Annotated in this window: 19 protein-coding genes and 5 pseudogenes; 8 read left to right on the top strand and 16 right to left on the bottom strand. The window is 37.2% G+C overall.

Annotated features, from left to right (window positions below; translation table 11 throughout):
- Together BQ5796_RS12980 and BQ5796_RS17430 are read right to left on the bottom strand one after the other, a co-directional pair.
- Window positions 1-616: pseudogene (locus tag BQ5796_RS12980) on the bottom strand (recombinase family protein); the annotation flags it as partial.
- A gap of 650 nt (window positions 617-1,266) precedes the next feature.
- Window positions 1,267-1,500, bottom strand: a complete 234-nt coding sequence (locus tag BQ5796_RS17430; protein ID WP_282956875.1) for an immunity protein YezG family protein — start codon at window positions 1,498-1,500, stop codon at window positions 1,267-1,269.
- Between the two features lie 174 nt (window positions 1,501-1,674).
- On the opposite strand from BQ5796_RS17430, the gene BQ5796_RS12985 reads away from it, so the two are divergent.
- Window positions 1,675-3,036: an IS4 family transposase gene (locus BQ5796_RS12985; protein WP_071458495.1), complete on the top strand. Its 1,362-nt coding sequence runs from the start codon at window positions 1,675-1,677 to the stop codon at window positions 3,034-3,036.
- On the opposite strand, the gene BQ5796_RS12990 is transcribed toward BQ5796_RS12985, so the two are convergent.
- The 11 genes from BQ5796_RS12990 to istA (BQ5796_RS13035) all read right to left on the bottom strand — a co-directional run bounded on the left by BQ5796_RS12990 (window position 3,006) and on the right by istA (BQ5796_RS13035) (window position 10,167).
- The gene (locus BQ5796_RS12990; protein WP_071460605.1) at window positions 3,006-3,281 is read right to left on the bottom strand and encodes an immunity protein YezG family protein; all 276 of its coding nucleotides are present in this window, start codon (window positions 3,279-3,281) and stop codon (window positions 3,006-3,008) included. The two genes, BQ5796_RS12985 and BQ5796_RS12990, sit on opposite strands and share 31 nt — an antisense overlap.
- Before the next feature lie 5 nt (window positions 3,282-3,286).
- Complete coding sequence (locus BQ5796_RS17435) at window positions 3,287-3,499, bottom strand: DNA/RNA non-specific endonuclease (RefSeq protein ID WP_346190302.1); 213 nt, start codon at window positions 3,497-3,499, stop codon at window positions 3,287-3,289.
- 358 nt (window positions 3,500-3,857) lie between these two features.
- Window positions 3,858-5,135, bottom strand: a complete 1,278-nt coding sequence (locus tag BQ5796_RS12995; RefSeq protein WP_071460606.1) for an IS110 family RNA-guided transposase — start codon at window positions 5,133-5,135, stop codon at window positions 3,858-3,860.
- Window positions 5,136-5,242: 107 nt separating this feature from the next.
- Window positions 5,243-5,623, bottom strand: a complete 381-nt coding sequence (locus BQ5796_RS13000; protein WP_071460607.1) for a DNA/RNA non-specific endonuclease — start codon at window positions 5,621-5,623, stop codon at window positions 5,243-5,245.
- 362 nt (window positions 5,624-5,985) lie between these two features.
- A complete protein-coding gene (locus BQ5796_RS13005; protein ID WP_071460608.1) occupies window positions 5,986-6,390 on the bottom strand; it encodes an SMI1/KNR4 family protein in 405 nt (134 codons plus the stop codon).
- A 24-nt stretch (window positions 6,391-6,414) separates the two neighbouring features.
- A complete protein-coding gene (locus tag BQ5796_RS18290) occupies window positions 6,415-6,981 on the bottom strand; it encodes a hypothetical protein (RefSeq protein ID WP_071460609.1) in 567 nt (188 codons plus the stop codon).
- 474 nt (window positions 6,982-7,455) lie between these two features.
- On the bottom strand, window positions 7,456-7,839 hold the full coding sequence (locus tag BQ5796_RS13015) for an Imm50 family immunity protein (RefSeq protein ID WP_071460610.1): 384 nt from the start codon (window positions 7,837-7,839) through the stop codon (window positions 7,456-7,458).
- A 13-nt stretch (window positions 7,840-7,852) separates the two neighbouring features.
- Complete coding sequence (locus BQ5796_RS13020; RefSeq protein WP_083413115.1) at window positions 7,853-8,245, bottom strand: HNH/endonuclease VII fold putative polymorphic toxin; 393 nt, start codon at window positions 8,243-8,245, stop codon at window positions 7,853-7,855.
- Between the two features lie 248 nt (window positions 8,246-8,493).
- Complete coding sequence (locus BQ5796_RS13025) at window positions 8,494-8,841, bottom strand: transposase (protein ID WP_071460612.1); 348 nt, start codon at window positions 8,839-8,841, stop codon at window positions 8,494-8,496.
- Between the two features lies 1 nt (window position 8,842).
- The gene (locus BQ5796_RS18455) at window positions 8,843-9,076 is read right to left on the bottom strand and encodes a hypothetical protein (protein ID WP_234969343.1); all 234 of its coding nucleotides are present in this window, start codon (window positions 9,074-9,076) and stop codon (window positions 8,843-8,845) included.
- Window positions 9,076-10,167 carry an IS21 family transposase gene (gene istA / locus BQ5796_RS13035; protein ID WP_428839302.1) on the bottom strand — a complete coding sequence of 364 codons (1,092 nt, stop codon included), beginning with the start codon at window positions 10,165-10,167 and terminating at the stop codon, window positions 9,076-9,078. The genes BQ5796_RS18455 and istA (BQ5796_RS13035) overlap by 1 nt, the downstream gene beginning before the upstream one ends.
- Window positions 10,168-10,449: 282 nt before the next feature.
- Between istA (BQ5796_RS13035) and istA (BQ5796_RS13040) the strand changes: the two genes are divergently transcribed.
- The 4 genes and pseudogenes from istA (BQ5796_RS13040) (at window position 10,450) to BQ5796_RS13055 (ending at window position 14,988) form a co-directional block, all read left to right on the top strand.
- On the top strand, window positions 10,450-11,991 hold the full coding sequence (gene istA / locus BQ5796_RS13040; protein ID WP_071461301.1) for an IS21 family transposase: 1,542 nt from the start codon (window positions 10,450-10,452) through the stop codon (window positions 11,989-11,991).
- Window positions 11,988-12,755, top strand: a pseudogene (gene istB / locus BQ5796_RS13045) (IS21-like element helper ATPase IstB). Before istA (BQ5796_RS13040) ends, istB begins: the two are co-directional and overlap by 4 nt.
- On the top strand, window positions 12,755-13,114 hold the full coding sequence (locus BQ5796_RS13050) for a hypothetical protein (RefSeq protein ID WP_071460613.1): 360 nt from the start codon (window positions 12,755-12,757) through the stop codon (window positions 13,112-13,114). Before istB ends, BQ5796_RS13050 begins: the two are co-directional and overlap by 1 nt.
- A gap of 233 nt (window positions 13,115-13,347) precedes the next feature.
- Window positions 13,348-14,988: an NlpC/P60 family protein gene (locus BQ5796_RS13055; RefSeq protein ID WP_071460614.1), complete on the top strand. Its 1,641-nt coding sequence runs from the start codon at window positions 13,348-13,350 to the stop codon at window positions 14,986-14,988.
- Between the two features lie 111 nt (window positions 14,989-15,099).
- On the opposite strand, the pseudogene BQ5796_RS18845 reads toward BQ5796_RS13055, so the two are convergent.
- The 3 genes and pseudogenes from BQ5796_RS18845 to BQ5796_RS13065 form a co-directional block, all read right to left on the bottom strand.
- A pseudogene (locus tag BQ5796_RS18845) lies at window positions 15,100-15,205 on the bottom strand (IS3 family transposase); the annotation flags it as partial.
- A 31-nt stretch (window positions 15,206-15,236) separates the two neighbouring features.
- Window positions 15,237-16,376: an ABC transporter permease gene (locus BQ5796_RS13060; protein WP_071460615.1), complete on the bottom strand. Its 1,140-nt coding sequence runs from the start codon at window positions 16,374-16,376 to the stop codon at window positions 15,237-15,239.
- A complete protein-coding gene (locus BQ5796_RS13065) occupies window positions 16,373-17,263 on the bottom strand; it encodes an ABC transporter ATP-binding protein (RefSeq protein ID WP_071460616.1) in 891 nt (296 codons plus the stop codon). Before BQ5796_RS13065 ends, BQ5796_RS13060 begins: the two co-directional genes overlap by 4 nt.
- Before the next feature lie 249 nt (window positions 17,264-17,512).
- On the opposite strand from BQ5796_RS13065, the gene BQ5796_RS13070 reads away from it, so the two are divergent.
- The 3 genes and pseudogenes from BQ5796_RS13070 (at window position 17,513) to BQ5796_RS17445 (ending at window position 19,514) form a co-directional block, all read left to right on the top strand.
- Window positions 17,513-17,806, top strand: a complete 294-nt coding sequence (locus BQ5796_RS13070; protein ID WP_071460617.1) for a hypothetical protein — start codon at window positions 17,513-17,515, stop codon at window positions 17,804-17,806.
- A 186-nt stretch (window positions 17,807-17,992) separates the two neighbouring features.
- Window positions 17,993-18,981, top strand: a pseudogene (locus BQ5796_RS17700) (IS1595 family transposase).
- 44 nt (window positions 18,982-19,025) lie between these two features.
- Window positions 19,026-19,514 (top strand): annotated as a pseudogene (locus BQ5796_RS17445) (DUF2716 domain-containing protein).
- Window positions 19,515-20,113 lie beyond the last annotated feature (599 nt).

The following is a 20,113-nucleotide window of genomic DNA, read 5'->3' on the forward strand; positions in this document are numbered from 1 at the left end:
CTGTTTAAGCTCAAACAACCGTTTCACTACTTCTGCATGCCCGTTATGTATTTTTAGTTCTTTTTCACCCTTTTGTTTGGTATAGCCAAAGGTAGCCCTCCCTCCTGCATAACCACCTTCCTTCGCTTTCTTATTTCTCCCTTTCGTTAGTTTGAGGGCAATTTCAAGACGTTGATATTGGTCTAATAACTCCATTAATCCATTGACCAAAAAATCATTGGGGTCTTTTGACCAAAAAATCATTGGGGTCTTTCTTATGGATACTGTAAAATGGCTGTTCAATACTTTTAATGTCACAACCATATTTCTTCAGCTCTCGTTGTATCAGTACCTTCACAATATCTGACCGCCATAATCGGGTTGTGTTGAGCACTACCACATAATCAATTTGGACAGACGAAAGGTGAGCCAACATCTCCTGTAAGCCCACCCTGTCTATTCCTAGTACTTCTTCATTCAGTTTTGCGCCACTGATTCCTTCATCTCTAAAAATATGGATCAACTTCAATCCATGCTCTTTACAATACGCTTTAATTTCATCTTCTTGATATTTCAAGCTGTATCCATCTTTCGCTTGCCCTTGAGTCGAGATTCGTATATACCCGACAACGTTCAATTTTTCATCCTCCCATTACGAAAATTAAAATTTATGTAACGCTTTTTAAACGAATAGCGAGTATTATACGACCGTTTCTAGTAAAAAAACAACCCAAAATTTATAAGTCAAAGCAGTAAAGAAACAGTCTTACACGTTACCCATTGGTTATCGCCAAGAGCTTTGTCATTCTCGTTAGTTTTTTAGCCATTCCCTGTCATAACTACCCCTGCCATATAAAATGTCATCTCGTCTAATTATCGTACTTTTCTTACTATCCAAATATTAAAACGATACTCCTTGATGGTACAACCAACATGAGCTATCGATTTTCATGTAAAACATTTTCTTTGTGTCTCACTCAAAAATTCTCACTTTCTTTTTATTCACTAGATTTATGTATCTGTATCGTTACCCCTATAGCATTACGATCTTTGTCATTGTCTAAAGTTTGTGGGTTTTGCAGTATCATAAGTCTTCCTGCCACTTAAAAAATATCATCTCGCCTGTTTATCGTACTTCTCACAAAATCCAAATATATAAATCAATACTCCATGATGGTACTACCTTCATGAGTTATGAATTTCATACAGTTATTTTGTTGTTGTCCAAAGCAGTGACTCCTTACAAAAAAGCACTCGCTGCCTAAAAGGCACCAAGTGCTTTTTTGTTTACTTTTCTTCAAATTCCTTCATTCTCTCTATTAAATCTAAATCTAGCTGTTCTTTGTATTGACTTATATATTTATATTCAAAATACTTAATTCTATCTGTTGGACCAAATTCACTTTCATGCCAATTTGTATAATCAAAATGTACGTTTAATTTACCTATATCATTTAATATTAATGTCACTGAAAACCAAGGATCTTGATCATTATCAGTAAAAACTTTTTGGAGTTCAATAGTAAGTTCTCAACTTTCGCACCGATATAAATCGATCCAACCGGCATCGTAATTATGTGTTTCTGCAATTCATTAGGTACCTTGACAATTGAATTGGACAAAAGAAAAACACCTCATCCTATGGTAAAGTAGAATTGTCGAAAAACCACTACCAATAGAAGAGGTGCCTCCTATATGATAGATCAAAACCAATCAAACAATCAACTCCCGAATGAATTGCGCTCGGTTTTTTCCGAGCTAGATATCTTTAGGCATCTTCGGAAGGCTGGTATCACCAAAGCCTTCGGCTTTTCCTGTTCGTACTTATTTCAACTGGTCTTCTGCCTAATCTTTCAACATAAGAATTGGTTTGCGCTGCTGAATTCGAAAAAAGCGGACTGTTATCCTGCGAAGGATGCCATTTATCGATTCCTTAATCAGCCAACATTCAATTGGCAGCGATTCCTTTTGTCGTTCAGCGCTTCAACCATCCAGAAGGTCGATTGTCTGACCGATCACACACGACCAAAGGTTTTCATTGTCGATGATTCGGCGTTCGACCGGAACCGCAGTAAAAAGGTTGAACTACTTGCCCGTTGTTTTGACCACGCATCATTGAAAATGAAATTCTACAAAGGGTTCCGGATGTTAACGCTCGGCTGGTCGGACGGTTCCACCTTCATGCCAATCGATTTTTCCCTGCTCAGTTCCAAGAAAGCACAGATTAACGGCATCTCATCGGACATCGATAAACGTACGTCTGGTTACAAACGCCGGATGAATGCGCTTCAAACGGCGCCTGAACAGATTCCGGACATGATCCGCCGTGCGCTTGCGAATGGTATCGATGCAAGCTATGTTCTGATGGACTCCTGGTTCACCTTACCTCCGCTTGTCCAAGCCATTAAAGGACAGGGATTGGATGTAATCGGTATGGTCAAAGAGACGAAGCAGCGGTACCTAGCGGGTGGACAACGGGTTTCGTTGAAGCAATTGTATAGTTTGGCGCAACCTATCCAGGGTAAAAAAGGAATTCTTCGTTCCATTCACTGTGTCATGGCTAACGGAACGTGCGTCAAGATTGTCTTCGTCCAAAATCGCAACAAGAGAAGCGAATGGCTGGCCATCCTCAGCACCGACAAAACCTTGACCGAACGGGAGATTATCCAGATCTACGGCATGCGTTGGGACATCGAGGTTTTCTTCAAGACGACCAAATCGCTGTTAAAACTCCAGAAGGAGTTCCAAGGGCGTTCCTATGATGGGTTAATTAGCCATACAACGATAGTATTTGCCCGCTATATTGTTTTGTCGTGGCAAAATCGCTGCAACACCGACCAACGCACACTCGGCGGCCTTTTTTATGAATTTTGTGATGAAGTAAATGAACTCGATTGGGCAGTTGCGCTCCAGCAGTTGATCGAGCTTCTTAATGATGTCCTGAAGCAGACCAATACGAAAATGAAAAAGCACATTGAATGTCAATTACAACTTTGGTTGGCCAATCTGCCCAGTTATATCAAGGCTTATTTGCCGATTTCACTCTGCGAAAGTTGAGTAAGTTGAAATAATTTATGTAGTTCTTTATTATAAGCCCTCTTATCTACACTATATAATCTTGGAATATAATGTGAAAAAATGTGTTGTTCCTCACCTTTGGGTGTAAAAAAGAAGAAAACTCCTCCTTCTCCCTCCTTAACTTCACCATTAAAATAGAAATTATCCCATTCAGTTGGAATCATATCATTAACCTGTTGTGCAATTTCTTTATATAACTCGTTTAATTCTGTTTCAAAACTCATCAATATCAGCCTCCTGATTTATTTGCAATCTCGCGAATTACTGGAAATTGGCCTTCAATTTCATATTCGACCATAAAGGAATCTGGTCGCATAGAATTATTAGAATAGGTCGGTTCAATACTAACAAAGACTTTCTTGGGCGGTACCTCTTTCAATGCATTAGCCCATTCAGTCTCCATTTCGTACCAAACTCCCCCCCTCCCTCTATAAATATTGATATATCAACGGTTTGACCCGTTGTTGGAGTGTCAAAAAAATATTTTTCGACACACACCCTAACAGATATTAATAAATATGTGATTCTCTTACAAATGATAGGTACGCTACGCGGTCACTACTGGATAATAACGGAAAGTAGTGATAGGAATTTATTCGATGCACCATGGATCTCTGCGTAGCTTATGATGACGTACCCTCCCATGTCTCTGGGCATCTGTGTGCCTACATTCCTTCGTTCGGTCTAGTCATAAGGCAGAGGCTAGCGAAGCTCCTATAGGGACTCAAGGTCTGATGGTGAATATATTGCCAGCTTCTCCGTGTCATCCTGTTGTCTAGTTCTTCAAGGGGATGCAGGACTTACATAGCGTCTGCGAGGCAAGGGATATCCTTCATCATTCGCTCTGCGTCAAACGCTTTGTGCTTCGTGCCGATTCCATGTAACACTTTTAGTAGTTTCCCGCATAGAACCACGATGGATTGCTTCTTACGCAATGGATTAACCCGACGGGTTGTGTAATACTCGTGTAACTTTTTAAAAGCTTCATTGTGGCGAATCATCGGTATCATCACTCGGAACAGAAGGGCTCGCAGCTTTCTTCTGCCACGCTTGGAGATGCGTTTTTGTCCTTTATGTTGGCCGGAGGAATTTTCCCGTAATGTTAATCCCGCGAGTTTGATTAATTGGCGTGGATTCTCATAGTGGGAAAAGCTTCCGATTTCAGCTAATAAATCGACAATGGTAGTGTCTCCTAGCCCAGGCACTGTGGAGAGCCAATCGTATTCTACAGATGTTTCTATAAGCTTGACTAACTGCTCTGGCACGCTCTCTATTTCTAGTTCTAACTGATGGTAACGACGGACGAGTGTGGCGATTTCTATACGGGCCATCTCGCGTCCCTCCGTTACTCCAATAGAGTGAGCTGCGACTTCGATAAGGCGTATTGCTTTTGGTCTCTGCGGAGACTTTAGCCCCTCGACCTGTCGGTAAAGGGATAAAACTTCATCGAGTTGTTTTTGATGAAGATCACTTGGAAACGGTGTACATTCCAGTACGGCCATCGCCATCTTTCCGAATGACGGAAAGACTTGGGAGAACTCAGGAAAATAGCGGTCTAACCAGCGAATCATCCTGTTCTTCACCATTCCAAGCTCCTCTGTCAACTTGCTTCTAAACGCGGATCCAACTCGAAGTTCTGCCTCCATGTCTTTCAAGATACGCGGATAACTAAAACGTCCATCTTTTACAAGGCGAGCGATGACTAACGCATCTTTGCGGTCATGTTTGGTCGGCAGATTATCATCTAGCTCTTTGGAGCGTTTGACATGCATGGGATTGGCCATCACCAAGGGAATGCCCCGTTCGCCCAGGAAATAGGCTAAATTGAGCCAATAATGGCCGGTAGGCTCTATCCCAACGATTACTTCTGTTTTCCCGTATTCTTTCATTGCAGCCAGAATCCGTTGGTAGAAATGTTCGAATCCATCCCGAGACTGGGATACAGAAAAAGATTTTTGAAGCACCCGTCCACGATCATCCACAAAACAAGCGTAATGCGTCCGCTTTGCAATGTCGATTCCAACGACGAGCGTGTTTTCGGTGACTTGATTTATTTTCTGATTTTGTTTAAAATCCACTTTGGAGTCCTCCTTGGTTAACTAAGTTAGGGGTCATCTCGGTCCGCGATTTGACACCCCGTATCATACCAAGAGGGCTCCTTTTTGTTCAAGTCCCCGAAAATCTTTCAAACAGGAATGCTCCTATTAATTTGACTATTTTGTGGTACAAGATTATCAATATCAGGAGGACCATTAAATTGTGCTCCTATTAAATGTCCGCCATCATCATCTGGTAATCTGTCTTTCCCCCCTACATTTGCCTGAGCATATTTATTTCTATCAGCCTTTTTCAATATAAGTTCTGGAGCATCTACATTTACAATACGTCCAAGTTCATCGGTAGTATATTTGTAGTTATCATTGGTTACGTACTTAGTATTTGGAAGTAGTTGTTTCTTACCATTTTCACCTTTTATTATGTGCTTTCCATACTCAATTTCTTTAACTTCGTTGACTATATTACCATTACCCGTACCCTTATTACCAGCAAACTTCTGCAAATCCATCTTTACCAGTGACTTTTGTTTAGGCGGATCGAGGCTGTCTAAGTTTCCTGCGCTATTTGAACTTCCTGCCCGCTTCTCTATCCTCGTTTGGGTTTGCCTTCTCGGCTGCTAGGCTCGCTTGGCCACTTTCGGCTTTGCTTTCTTCGTTGTCCGGATTACTTTGGCGGCTGAGCGGCTTTCTTTTCTCGGACTACTCTTAATGGATCTTGCCGGCACTGTTTTCGGCCTCTTGTATACCTTTGCGGCTACACGCTTGGCTGTTGAACGGTATGTCTTCTTGGAGACTCTCTTGACCGTCCTATATGCCTTGAGACAGAAAAGAAACCTTGAAAGGCATTAAGCCAATTAAGGTCAAATATAAATTATTCTTGATTCAAGAAACTTAGGAACCCGTTGAAGTCATTACTACAATCTTGTACCTCACTTAAATCCATCCCAATAAAAGGCACCTGTACAAATGGCTTAATGGTCCTCTTCATATCAATGCAATAAGCTGTATCCCCACCATTAGAACCGATAATTAATAAACCTGGGGCAAACTCTTCAACCCCATAAGCCTCGTTTAATTCAATTAAATCCTCTATTTTCCACATTACTAAATAAGACTGACCAATTGCACCTTCTCCTCCATTAGAAAATAAAAGAAAGTCATAATATTCTTGTGGAAAATTAATACTCAGTAGCTCTTCAACTTTTTTAATAATGTTTTCTGAAGCTGGTTCATTAAGTTCAAATTGACTCAATAAAGTCTTAATTTTCTCGTCCATACTTATCTACCTTTCACATGTTAATTATTTCTTTAGATTACGCATTAAGGTATTCCAGTATCTTGTATACTCAGCATGATCTTTCGGACTCAATGGGATTTTATTAGCATTATCCGTAGGGCTTCCACCAAATTTAACTGGGTGAATTTCATGAATTTGTTTACCCTTTAACTCTGGGTCTTTTCTATGCAAAGCAGCATTGGCATTATTAGCTGCCTTTCTTGCTTTCTGATATTCTTCACCTTCAAGCAGTCTAAAAGGTCCATCAGGCTTCGTTCCATTGTTTGGATATCCATCCCAATTAGTTACAGAGAATTCGCCTTGCTTTAAACTATTACCTTCACCCTTATTCCCAGCAAATTTCTGCAAATCCATCTTTACCAGTGATTTTTGTTTGGGAGGATCGAGGCTGTCTAAGTTTCCTGCTCTATTTGAACTTCCTGCCCGCTTCTCAATCCTCGTTTGGGTTTGCCTTCTCGGCTGCTGGGCTCGCTTGGCCACTTTCGGCTTTGCTTTCTTCGTTGTCCGGATTACTTTGGCGGCTGAGCGGCTTTCTTTTCTCAGACTGCTCTTAATGGATCTTGCCGGCACTGTTTTCGGCCTCTTGTATACCTTTGCGGCTACACGCTTGGCTGTTGAACGGTAATGTCTTCGGAGACTCTCTTGACCGTCCTGTATGCCTTGACTGCCCTTGAGGTTCCTTTGTAGGCTGCCTTCGATGCTTTTTTAATCCCTTTTTTGAGCTTCTTTAGCCACTTTGGCGCTAGGCCATCCGGGTCGATGTTATTAACAGGGTCACCTTCGGCATACAGGTAACGGTTTCTCCATCAAATAAACCTTCGCTTTTTCTACTTTAACATTACAAGCTTTGTCATTCTCGTATTTAAACGTACTTGAGTAGTATGTGTGATGATTATTTTAAAATTTACAGCAACCATTCTAGTATGTTTGCTAACCATCATGGTTTTTCATTTAAGAGTCATAGTGCCTTTTAACCGCAGTGGTCTTAAATTAAAAAACCTTGAAAGGCATTTAGCCAATCAAGGTTTTCTTTTATCCTTAGATTTATTCTTTCATGTAGGCAGTGACAGATTGAACAAATCCATATTCTGCTTTTATCAAAGCATTAACTGTCCCAGTAATTTTAACTACAATTAGCTCAGATTCATCTTTAAAAATTTCTATATCACCTTTATAGTCAAATGAGCTAGCAGCTAATGAAATCTCTTTTACTGCAGACAAATCGACCCTAACACCAACTGTATTGTCTCCAAGGTCTTTCCACTTTTTAGGTGGTCTTTCAGTATAAACCGGCATATCAAATGAAATTGCAACTATTTGACCTTCGTCTTGCATATTAATTTCCGAAATACGTACATTCTTTAGTTCAGGCATATCAGGATATAAACTAATTAAAAAATTGTTTCTTCTCAAAAATTCACACCACATTCTACCACTCCCTTTACTTATTAAATGGATAATGCTCTTTCCTACCAGGAACTTTCCCTGTGCGAGTATTACCGCTAGGTCTAACATTAAAATGCGGACCTTGTCCACCTTTTACATGCCCCGCACTGTGGTCTTGAATAACAATTTTTCTACCATCTTTGTTGGTATAGACATATTCCCTAGTACTGATTACATTGCCACTTGAATCTTTTATAACGTGCCCACCTTCATGCGCAGCAGTACGCATATCGACTCTATTCACTGCTTTGGGTTGTTGTCCTTTTGGAATACCAGCATCTCTTTTTGCTATTTCACGATACCCATTGTTTATCGCCACAAGCTTTGTCATTCTCGTGTGTTCGTTGCCTTTCCATGCCATAACCACCCTTGCCATGTAAAATGTCATCTCGCCTAATTCTCGTTATCATCACGTAATCCGAGTATTAAACAAAACTCCATGACGGTACTACCTTCAAGGAGTCTCTATTTTCAAACAATTCATTTTCATATTGTCCCACTCAAATATTAGCTAATTATTGTAAAATATAGTAAAAAACCTTGAAAGGCATTTAGCCAATCAAGGTTATAGAATTCATTTAAACTTTTTAATATCTTTTATGTGCCTTATGGAAACCTCTGTAATCAAACTTTCAATTAGCTGTTACTTTCTTCTTCTATGAATTCTAAAAACGAATCTTGCAGTTCTCCTTCTGTATCAATAGAATCAAGGAGTAATTTAGGTTCTAACGAACAATCCTTTAAAGTTGAACTTCCATCAATTACTCCTAGCATGTTTGATATAGTATCAATCATGATTTGTTCGATTATCCTCATTAATGTATCTTTATTTTCGTCAGTTAAACTGTCGTAAAAACTAATAGCTTTTTTCCAATACTCATCTGTCTTAGGAGTAACATTCGTTGTTTCGCACAAGTCTTTATATAGTTGAAGGTTCTCTTTAACAATAGACTCATAAAGCGATTTAACAAAAATATCATTCATTTTATTTCCTCATTTCTGGATACATATTTTTGTTTAATTCAATAAGTTCTTTTAAAGCAGAATTTGGTATGTCATCATAGACTCTTCTTAGTTCCATAATATCCCTTGCTAATAGCTGTCTAGGATTCTCTATTCCTTTGGTACTTCTTGAAACTATACCATTAGGGCCTTTTATTGTATGACCAACCTTTGGAACATTTATTGCAGGAGCAGTATCTGGATTATAATTATTCACTAATTTCTCATTACTGCCTTCTGCCCTGCATGATGGGCATCAAGTCCTTCTACTCCTTTAATATCTTTATATGCTCCAACTTGATATTTACCCGCATCATTATTACCAGCAAACTTCTGCAAATCCATCTTTACCAGTGACTTTTGTTTAGGTGGATCGAGGCTGTCTAAGTTTCCTGCGCTATTTGAACTTCCTGCCCGCTTCTCTATCCTCGTTTGGGTTTGCCTTCTTGGCTGCTGGGCTCGCTTGGCCACTTTCGGCTTTGCTTTCTTCGTTGTCCGGATTACTTTGGCGGCTGAGCGGCTTTCTTTTCTCGGACTGCTCTTAATGGATCTTGCCNTCTCCACTTGTCCCTTTTCATTTCCTTTTGCCGGCGCACAAAATTGAGCATCAAAGAGGTAGTGTGATCGAAACTGAATGAAGGCTTCTTGTTCTTCGCGCTTGGTGCCTTCTAACACTTTCTTTACCGCTGTTTTCATATTGTCATAGACAATCGTTTTCGGCACACCACCGAAATAATCAAAGGCATCTGCGTGCCCCTGAAATAAAGCCTCCTGGCGCTGATGCGGAAACACTTTTACAAATATCTTTCGGCTATACAGAAGCCTCATACAGAAAAGCATTACTTTTCTTTCAATACCATTCAGAATGATGATGACTTCTCCCCAATCAAATTGGGCGAATTCACCAGGATCAAATTCCAACGGAATAGAGGAATTAGGGGCTTCCTTGAGCTGCTTGTATTGGCGTACGAAACGGCGGACAGTGGATTCTCCACCTTTAAAACCGTATTCTTTCTCCAAGCGTCTGAAGATTTGAGCAGCTGTATGACGCTGTTTTACTGGGGCTGTTTCGTCATCCATTAACCATTGGATAATGGTTGATTTAACGGGATCGATGACCGGATTGGCAGCTGGCTTTGAGCGTTGATAGGTTGGAATTTCATTCTGTTGTAATGCCTTGCGAATGGTTTGCCTTGATAGTTTGAGATCTTTTGATAATTGCCGAATAGATCGACCTTCTTTAAAGTGCAATTTTCTGATAAGCTCTATATTAGCCATCTTTAACATCCTTTTTTCCTCCCAAATCATGAAGTTCTCGACAAACTCTATGATAAGGGATTTGGTGTTAAGGGTGGTCAACTTTTTGATTAGCGAATTGTACTTTAGTGGTCAACTTTTATTTTAGCGTTTACATCTAAAATAGTCGGGACCTCGACAGTTATTCCATCTTACTGTAACTGCTAGACTAAATTGAACAGTTTTTGCTAGATAAGAATGAACACTTTTTCATCCTAAATAACCTCAGTTACGCTATGATGATATTTTTAACATAGTGTTTGATGGAGGTATGGAAAGGTGGAAAAATTAGCAATGTATATAGAAGTAAATCAACTTAGGGAAAGAGGTTTTAAGATAGCAGCTATCTCCAAGAAATTAGGAATATCGAGAAATTCAGTTTATCGGTATTTGGATATGTCATTCGAGGAGGCAACTGATTGGGTCTCAACCTTGAAGACTAGAAGTAAAAAGTTAGATCCCTATCGGGATATAATTCTAATCTGGCTTAAAGAGCATCCAGATCTCTCTTCCGCACAAATTGAAGATTGGTTAAAGGAAAGAGTCCCGACAATCAAGGTTGGTAGCAGCACTTTAAGAAGTTATGTTAGTGAATTGAGGGATACTTACCATATACCAAAAGTGATTCGTATCCGTGATCATGAAGCTGTAGAAGAACTCCCGATGGGGATGCAGGTGCAGGTGGACTGGGGAGAAACTAAAGTTAAAACATCTCTGAACAGAGAAGTTAAACTATACTTTATCTCGTTTGTTCTTTCGCATTCTAGATATAAATATGTTGAATGGCAAGATAGACCGTTTACCACAAGAGACACTATCCGATGCCATGAAAGTGCCTTCCAGTACTTTGGAGGAATGCCAGAAGAAATCGTATATGACCAAGATCACTTAATTACAGTGAGCGAAAATGCAGGGGATATCATTTATACAGGAGACTTTCAGGCATATAAACAGGAACGAAGTTTCAGGGTTTACCTGTGTCGGAAAGCAGACCCCCAAACTAAAGGGAAAATTGAAAATGTAGTCAAATTTGTCAAAGGAAGCTTTGCCAAGAACAGAGTATTCTTTAACTTGGAAAGCTGGAATGAAAAATGTCTTGCCTGGCTAGAAAGGACAGGCAATCAAAATGTACATAATACTACAAAAAAAAGACCGGCAGAAGTGCACGCCCTGGAAAAGCAACACTTAAGACCAGTCTCTTCACTGCTCTCTTTCGAGAGCGACCTAAGTAACAGTATAACAAGGGCGGTCCATAAGGACAATGTAATTAAATACAAATCAAACCGATACTCCCTGCCGCTAGGAACATACCGCCCCAGGGGGAATAATACAGTTTATGTTGAAATAAAAGAAAGCGAACTGATTATCAGAGCAACTCCACAAGGTGAAATTCTTGCCCGTCATCGGTTAGCTCTTGGAAAAGGAGAATTAATCAAGAACCGAAACCATGGAAGAGACCGGTCAAAAGGGCTCGACGCTTTCAAAGAAACAGTTATACGGCAATTGTCCAATCCTGAAGAAGCGAAGCAATTCATCCATGAGGTTGGCGTAAAACATCCAAGGTATATGAGAGACCAACTTCAAATTATCCAACATACGATTAGCCAATATAGACATGTCATTGATGAAGCCATTACCAAGTGCATTAGAGATCATCGCTGGAGTGCTAATGATCTTTGTGACATCGCTCAACACCTTCATAGATTAAAAGAAAACGAATTATCCTCAACCCCTTCATTGCAAGAAATAAAGATAGTTGCCCCCGCAATAAAAGCCACTGCACAAACAAGAGATCTTACTACTTATGTAGAGATTATGGGAGGGCTCAACAAATGACAGGAACAGTGCAGCATCTTCAAGAAAACCTCCGCCATCTTCGGATGGCGGAAACAGCAAATGAGTTACCCACATTACTACGCAATGCAGAAAAACATTCGTGGACATATCTTGAATTTGTACAAGAAATACTATCCTATGAATTAAAGCGGCGGGAGGAGAAAAACAGAGAAAAGAGGTTGAAAAAGGCCAAATTCCCATATTATAAGACACTCAATGAATTCAAGATTGCGGAACAGCAATCTTTAAGCTCCCGTCAAATCGAGCAGCTTAAAGAGCTAACTTGGCTTGAACAGCAATACAACATGATCCTCCTAGGTCCACCAGGGGTTGGCAAAACTCATATTGCGATCGGGCTAGGACTAGAAGCAATACAAAACGGATATAAAGTCTCCTTTTATAGCATGGGAGAGCTAATAAATATCCTCAAATCCCAGGAGTACCTGCGTAAATCCCAGCTCCAACTTAAAGCTATAAAAGAAGCAGACCTAATCATCATTGATGACCTCATGTATATGGCAATGGATCAACGGGAGGCCAATTTATTCTTTCACCTAATCAATGACCTATATGAATGAAGTTCAATCATCCTTACATCTAACAAAGGGCCTGAAGAGTGGGGAGAATTGATGGGAGACAAAGGAATTACTACTGCCATTTTGGACAGGTTGCTTCATAAAGTTGAAGTCATCCATTTAAACGGGGAAAGTTATAGAATTAGAAATAGAAAAACCATTTTTGACACAAAAAGTGTTCAAACTTAATGAGCAAAAAGTGTTCAAAACTACTTGACGGTTACACTTACGGTGATATGGTAACTAGAACAATTGATTTCATAGCTCCAGCGGGTACTCAAGCAACCATGATTGAATATGGGAAAGGATTATCAACAACAGGACCATTAGTTTATGGCACTGTTTATTGGAACGTAAAGGAGGTTAAACCAGAATACGACGGAAGTGATGATTATACCGACGATGAGTATGTGGAAGGTGACGGGAATACTGATGAGTCCTCAGTAAATGAAGAAATACAAAACGGGGAAGAAAATGATCCTGCAATTTATGAAGACAACGGAGATCCTACAATTGGGGATGAACTAGCAGAAGATTCGGCGGTATAGGTTATAAATAGGTTCTTATCCATATCCGAGAAACACTGCGGGTTTCCGTAGTGTTTTTTTGTTTGATTGAAAGGATTACCTGGATAATCTGGGTTGTAGTGTATCTGCTGATAGGATATGATTAATAGTAACAAAATACTATTAATGGGACATCCCCAAGAAATCGTAGGATACAACTCCTACTATTCTTGGGGATTTTTTTATTTTCATTATTATTAAGGAGGAAAAAAAGGATGAGGATTGCAAAAGTAACGTTTGCACTCACTATTGCTTTAAGCAGTATGGCCGGGATAAAGGTTGCTAATGCTGAAGAGAATGAAACAAATAAAAGGATTGAACAGCAGCTATCCACTATTCAGACTCAAATTAGCAAAATGGATAAAGAGATTAATTTATCCCAAAACGAGATAACAATATTGAACCGTCAAATCACCAAGTTAAAACAAGCTATATGGGATAATGAAGGAAAGGTTAAGAATACTGAAAGTCAGCTTTTTGTATTAGAAAATGACATTCAAAACCGACAGAGGGAAATCGAAAAAGTTAAAAAGGAAATGGGGGTGAGTAAAGATGGGATGTCTCTATTTCCAAACGACAACATATTAATAACGGAACCCCAAGCCAAACCTAATAACAAAGAGTATCTAAGATTAGCAAGTACAGAAATGTTAGCAAATCTGTTTTCAAAAGAAGCAGAGCTCCAAGTGAAACTAAAAGAGGTAGAATCATTAAAAGTAGAATTAACCGGTATGTCCGACCTTCTAAAAGAGCAAATAAAAGAGAAGGTCAATCTTGTTAAAGAGTTGGAGCAAAAAGAGCAAAAAAATAAGGCTGAAAAAGAAAAGCTGCTCCAGGATAGTAAGATGCTAAAGAAGCAAAAGTCAGCTATCGATCAAGCTTTTGTTTATGAAAAAGCGCGATTGGATGGAACTTTAAATTTAAAACCAGAACCTTTGAATCCGGAGTTTGGCGAGAACATTACATCAACCGATGTACCAAAAGAGTTTATGAAGTACTACCTCTTTGCAGAACAGCAGTATGGAGTACCTTGGTATTACTTAGCTGCCTTACATTCCGTCGAAACATCCTTCTCTACTCATCCCACTATGATCTCCTCAGTGGGGGCTATTGGACCGTTTCAGTTTATGCCGGCTACATGGGTAGGGTACAAATATGAAACGTCAGGAGGGCTTGTACCTGCAGATTTAGACATTACGAATATAGATGTTATAAAACAGGGGAATGGATATGGAGTTGACGCGAATAAAGATGGCGTAGCAAGCCCCTGGAGTATTGCCGACAGTGTTGCAACGGCGGCTAAGTATCTTGTTGCAAATGACTTTTCAACTGATAAAAGAAGAGCTATATGGCACTATAACCATGCCGATTGGTACGTTAATAAAGTAATCTCACGAGCGGAGCAGTTTAAGAACCATCTGAATAACCAAAGACTGAATCCTATAGTCTTAGCTCCAGGGGATGAAAACAGGGTTACTACGGTGGGGAATCGATGGATTAATAACTCTGTTTATTTGTTCGGCGGGGGGAGAAATCAGAATGACATAAACCAAGGGAATTTTGATTGCTCTAGCTTTGTCCATTGGGCTTATTCCCAGGTAGGCATAAATTTAGGAGAGTTAACTTCTGTTAGTACTGAAACCTTGAAGAATTTTGGGAAGCTGGTTAATGATAGTCAAATGCAGCCAGGAGACCTTGTTTTCTTTGACACTTACAAAAAAGACGGACATGTTGGAATTTATATTGGTGATAACAAATTTATCGGAGCTCAAAGTTCAACTGGTGTTGCCATAGCGGATATGTCAAAAGGATATTGGAAAGAAAAGTTCAATCATCGTATTAAAAGGATCCGTTAATAACATAGTATTAATGATAGCGCTGTGATAAAATATTATCATCTTAATATTTGAAATGGGACAGCCCCAAGTATGAAGGTTTATTTCCTTCCTATTTGGGGCTGTTTTCTTAAGTTTATATTCAACCGGACCTTACATACCCAAGTGTTCCATGAATTCGTATGTGATTAAACCAGTGGATGTAGTCATATAGTTCCCTTGTCAATTCTTCTAAACTATAGGCTTGATTGTACGATTTTAAATTTTTTTTATATTTCGTTACTTCTATTAATTAACACCCTTGTATAAATGACAGCAATTAATGTAGAAATACTTAACACTAGTATACCGGTAATTAATGAGATATTAAAATTGCTGGAATTATTAGAAATGGTCCCATCAATTACTTGTATTGAATCGATATAAGAAAAAGGTATTAAATGATTATACGGATAAAGAAAAGTAAACTTCTCCGTGCTAAAAGTAAATAGTAAAATTATTAATAAAGTAAATCCTATTGTTAACATACTATTCTTGGTAAGGACAGACATTAGAATAACAATAGAAACAATAAACAATATTACGAAAAAGAAAAGTAATGAACTAGAGAAAATTAACTCTACCAAACTTATAAAATCGTAGCCATTATTCCTATACACATATACAGGATAATTAATATTTCCAAAGTCACCATTGTATAACCCACCTAAAAAAAATGAAACTAATCCAAAGGTAAAATAAATTAAAAATAATACTATTACTGAAAATATTAATTTTGTAGTTAAGATCTTTTTCCTTGAAATGGGTTGGGTGAAAATATACTTTATTGTCCCTTTTTCATATTCATTAGAAAGAATATCACCTATTAAAAAAATTGATAATAATAGTCCTGAAAAACTCATCCCAAGTTTTAATATATTCTTAAGAAATTGAATTCCACTCGTACCATAATAACTTTCTTCAGGCTTTATCTTTTTATGAAGTAGCTCTTCATTAATTGCCAATCTTTTTTCTACAACCTCTCTAGGCTCACCGCCAATAACATTACCTTTATCCAAACTCTCAAGGGAATTTTGGTCCAACATTATTTGTTTTTCTAAAGCAACTAACCAGTTATCTTCTTGATAAGCCCTTAATAAATCCTGTCTCAGATTGAGTTCTGAATTATAACTTTCACTTACTGAGCTAATATCTACTTTGGAGTCCTGAGGCAAGTTTTGAATTGCTTCTTGTAGAGATTCAATAGCAAATTTTTCTTCTTGTATTCTTGATTCAGCATATGTTGACGACATTTTATTATTCAAAATAAAGAATAATAATACTATTAATAAAAATAATGAAAAAATAACAATATTTTTCCTCTTTTTTTTAAATTTTATTAATTCAAATAATATCAAACTGCTATTCATAATACCTCACCATATAAATTATTGTAAATTAATTCAGTTCCAATTTTTGTTTTATTAATATCCAGAATCTTAACTTTATTGTTTAGGAGACACTCTATTACGTTATTAAAATTCAGTTCAGAAATTTCAATTTCAAAACTATTGCTATTAATTAACTTCAACTTATAATTGTTTAATGCTTTTAAGACCTTTTTATTATCATCTACTTTAATAATATATCTATTAGCCATAGGAGCATCATCTTTTTTTATTTCAGTTGTTGAAATAATCTCTCCTTTATTCATAAAAAGAACTCTGTCAGCAACTTTATCAACTTCACTTAGTATATGAGAAGAAAGAAGTATAGAGGTTCCTTCTTTTTTTAAATCTAATATTAGGTTTCTAAGTTTAACGCTGTTTGTAGGATCTAATCCATTAAGTGGCTCATCCATTATTAATAATTTTGGGGAAGTTAATAATGATAAAGATAATAATAAATGTTGCTTCATTCCAAGTGAATACTTTGAAACACTCTTATTCACATATTCTCCTATGTCTAATTTTTTTATTACAGACTCAATATCTTTTTTTGACTTACCATTTATTTTAGCTGTAAACCTAAGATGATCCATACCATTTAATTCTTTATATAGAATGGATGCATCCTGCATATACGAAACATTTTTAAATATTATTTCAGGACTCTTTTGTTTATCCATACCTTCGAATAATATTGTACCTTTATTAAATGAACTTAAATAAGTCAATGTGTTTAGCAGAGTAGTTTTACCTGCACCATTGGGTCCAACTAAGGCAATTACTTCACCTTTTCCTATTTCAAAGCTTATATTTTTTAATATTTCCTTATTACTTATAACTTTACTTATGTCTTTAATTTCCGCTATCATACTCAAACCTGCCTTTATTAAAATATTTAACTTTACTATTTTCTGCTAAATATTATTGTATATTACCAAAACACCCTATTTTAGGTATAATATTTATATACTATATAAATATTATAACGCATTGGTGATAATTTTGTGTGTTTATTTATAAAATTATAAAAATAAAAAATAGAACAAAAAATCTATATACAAATTTTTCGTGTGATGGTATTATTTTGGGTAATAAATAAAAAATGGAGGTAATTAGAAATGAAGTTAAAAAAGGGTAATTTTTCAAAACTTATTTTAGCAGTTGCAATTACACTAAGTATCTTTTCGTTTAATGTAAAAGATACAGAAGCTGCACAGGTAGATGAAGTATTGGTTCGCTGGTATAAAACTTACAGTTCTCAACCAACATTCACACACGGACATGTATACAAGACTCTATCATACATAAATGGTTATACTTATAAACAATCATCGAAGGATATAACTACATGGACACAAAAATTAATGGGCATGCAAGTTATTCAATATGATAGAACATATAGTACATATTAATATATTAATTAATTAATTTAGCACCTTTATTAGTATCTATCTATTTTTAAAATAATATTCAGTAATACTTTCACCCCGATAGGAACACTTAATAAAAGTGCTTTTATTGGGGTTATTTATTATTAGGCTCTATTAAACGATTATGTTGATATCGAATAAAACGAACTGTTGTTCCATAATGGTTATATTAATAAGGACAAAGTGAGTGGTTTCATCAATACCGCAGACCAAATTCGTTTGAAAGAGTTTTTTACAAAATCTCTTGCTTCCTATTCTGCAAGTGAACCAATTTTTAAAGAGGTATCCTAGCAGAAACATAAAGGTGGCCACACCTGCACTCACTGTCACTCGAATAATGTGGTCCGATTTGGAAAGTATTCTGTTAAAGTTGGAATGAAAACAATGGAACGGCAGCGTTATCGCTGTAAAGTTTGCGTGTAAAATCTTTACCGATGTTAACGGGGGTCGCACCTTCCTCACAAATCGTTGGATTTTATTCAGTGTATGATTGAAGGCTACTCTTTACGCAAGGCTTCTGAGCTAATTGAAGTCCACTTTGTCTCCCTTTTCTATTGGAGGCATAAGATTTTATTCCTATGAAACAAATGGATTTTGACCAATTTTCGGGTATTGTTGAAATGGATGAGACATATTTTCTATACTCTGAAAAAGGTAAATGAAATTTAAATGGGCGTAAAGCTCGCAAGCGTGGTGGTGCTTCTCAATTCCGTGGCATCAGTAGAGAACAAGTTTGTGTTCTGATTGCCAGGGACCGTCAAAAACTGACTTATTCTAAAGTTATTGGTCAAGGACGTATTGTAAAATCCCGCTTAGAGAAAGCCATCGGCCCCAAGCTATCTAAATCGAATATCCTTTGCACCGATGTGTGGCGAGCGTTTAAAACATATGCAAAAGACAAAGGACTAGAGCATTATCTTTTCAAATCGGATGGAAAGGAACGTGTTAAGGGTCTTTACCATATCCAAAATGTTAATAATTATCATAGCCGTTTGAAAGGCTGGATGGACCGTTTTAATGGCGTGGCTACCAAATACCTCGACCTAATCAGATTCCGTAACGATTCTACAACGGTAAGCAAAATGATTATTGATAGTTGCTTGTTCTCAACAAATGTTACGAATCGCAAACTCAGACTATCAGGTTTCAAATTATAAATGGTCAACTGCTTAGGTAAAGAAATAGGAAAGGGGGTTATTTAATGAAGAACTGGGTTCCGTTTTCACAGAAAGAGTACGATCAAATTTGGGACAGGATATGATATATTGAGACTTTAAATTTGAACCAAGTATTTCTAAATTCCCGTCATTTAAGGTACCACATCCTTATAACTATAATATTTCCGATTATTTCGGGGAAGTCAGCAGATTTAGATGCTTATGATGACCTTGAACAAAAAGCGTTAGATGTATTTAAGCACATTAGTTGATGAATATATACTGGACTCGATTGGCAACACGAATGTTATTGGGTAAATCCACGCTTAAAATTCGAAAGAGATGAATTCGGAGAATGGACGATACCAATCTTTCCGAATGGCGATTACTATTTCTTTATCCAGAAGGACTTTAAGTGGGGCTATTTAGGGCACCCTTGGGAAAGAAGCATAACTATATTTGGAAAAGAATTAATAAATGCTTTTGATAGACACACGCCTAGAATGTTTCAAAAGATTTTAAGGCAGGGCTAATCTTTACCTTTAGTTATTAAGGACCCAAATTGGGTCCCTTATCTTTTACGAAAATCAACACTATTATTTAACAGAGCCTATTATTAAGAAATCTTTTATACAGAGTATTTATTTGATGATACATATTGAGGAATATAAAGAATTACAGATAACGGCAGTAATAAAATAATATAAACTGTGAATTAAAGCCTTCATATATATGAAGATAAGTTGTTCAAGGGATAATAGTTGGTTAATTTATAATAGTTGGTTAATCTAATATAGAATGAGTTTTTAGGAAGTATTGAATTTATCGTGTAACTGTTACGACCATACATATTTTTAATGGTTTCATTTAATATTTGAAAGGGGACATTTATTTGACAAATGGCAAAACAAGAAATTCCCTTAATTGCTTTTAGATATTCTTTTTATTCAAAAGATTTCATATAAAATACAAGTATATACCTTCATTAAAATACTAAGTATTTTTTTGGAGTAATAGGGTACTTGACCCATTTTAATTAAAAATAACAAGATTATCAGTGGCATTACAGGATAAAGAAAGATAAACTACTTATAATGCAAGTAAAGGTCAAATAACCTTTTTATTTTTTTCA

The sequence above is a fragment of the Bacillus massilinigeriensis genome (genome assembly GCF_900111815.1).
Lineage (GTDB): Bacteria > Bacillota > Bacilli > Bacillales > Cytobacillaceae > Mesobacillus_C > Mesobacillus_C mediterraneensis.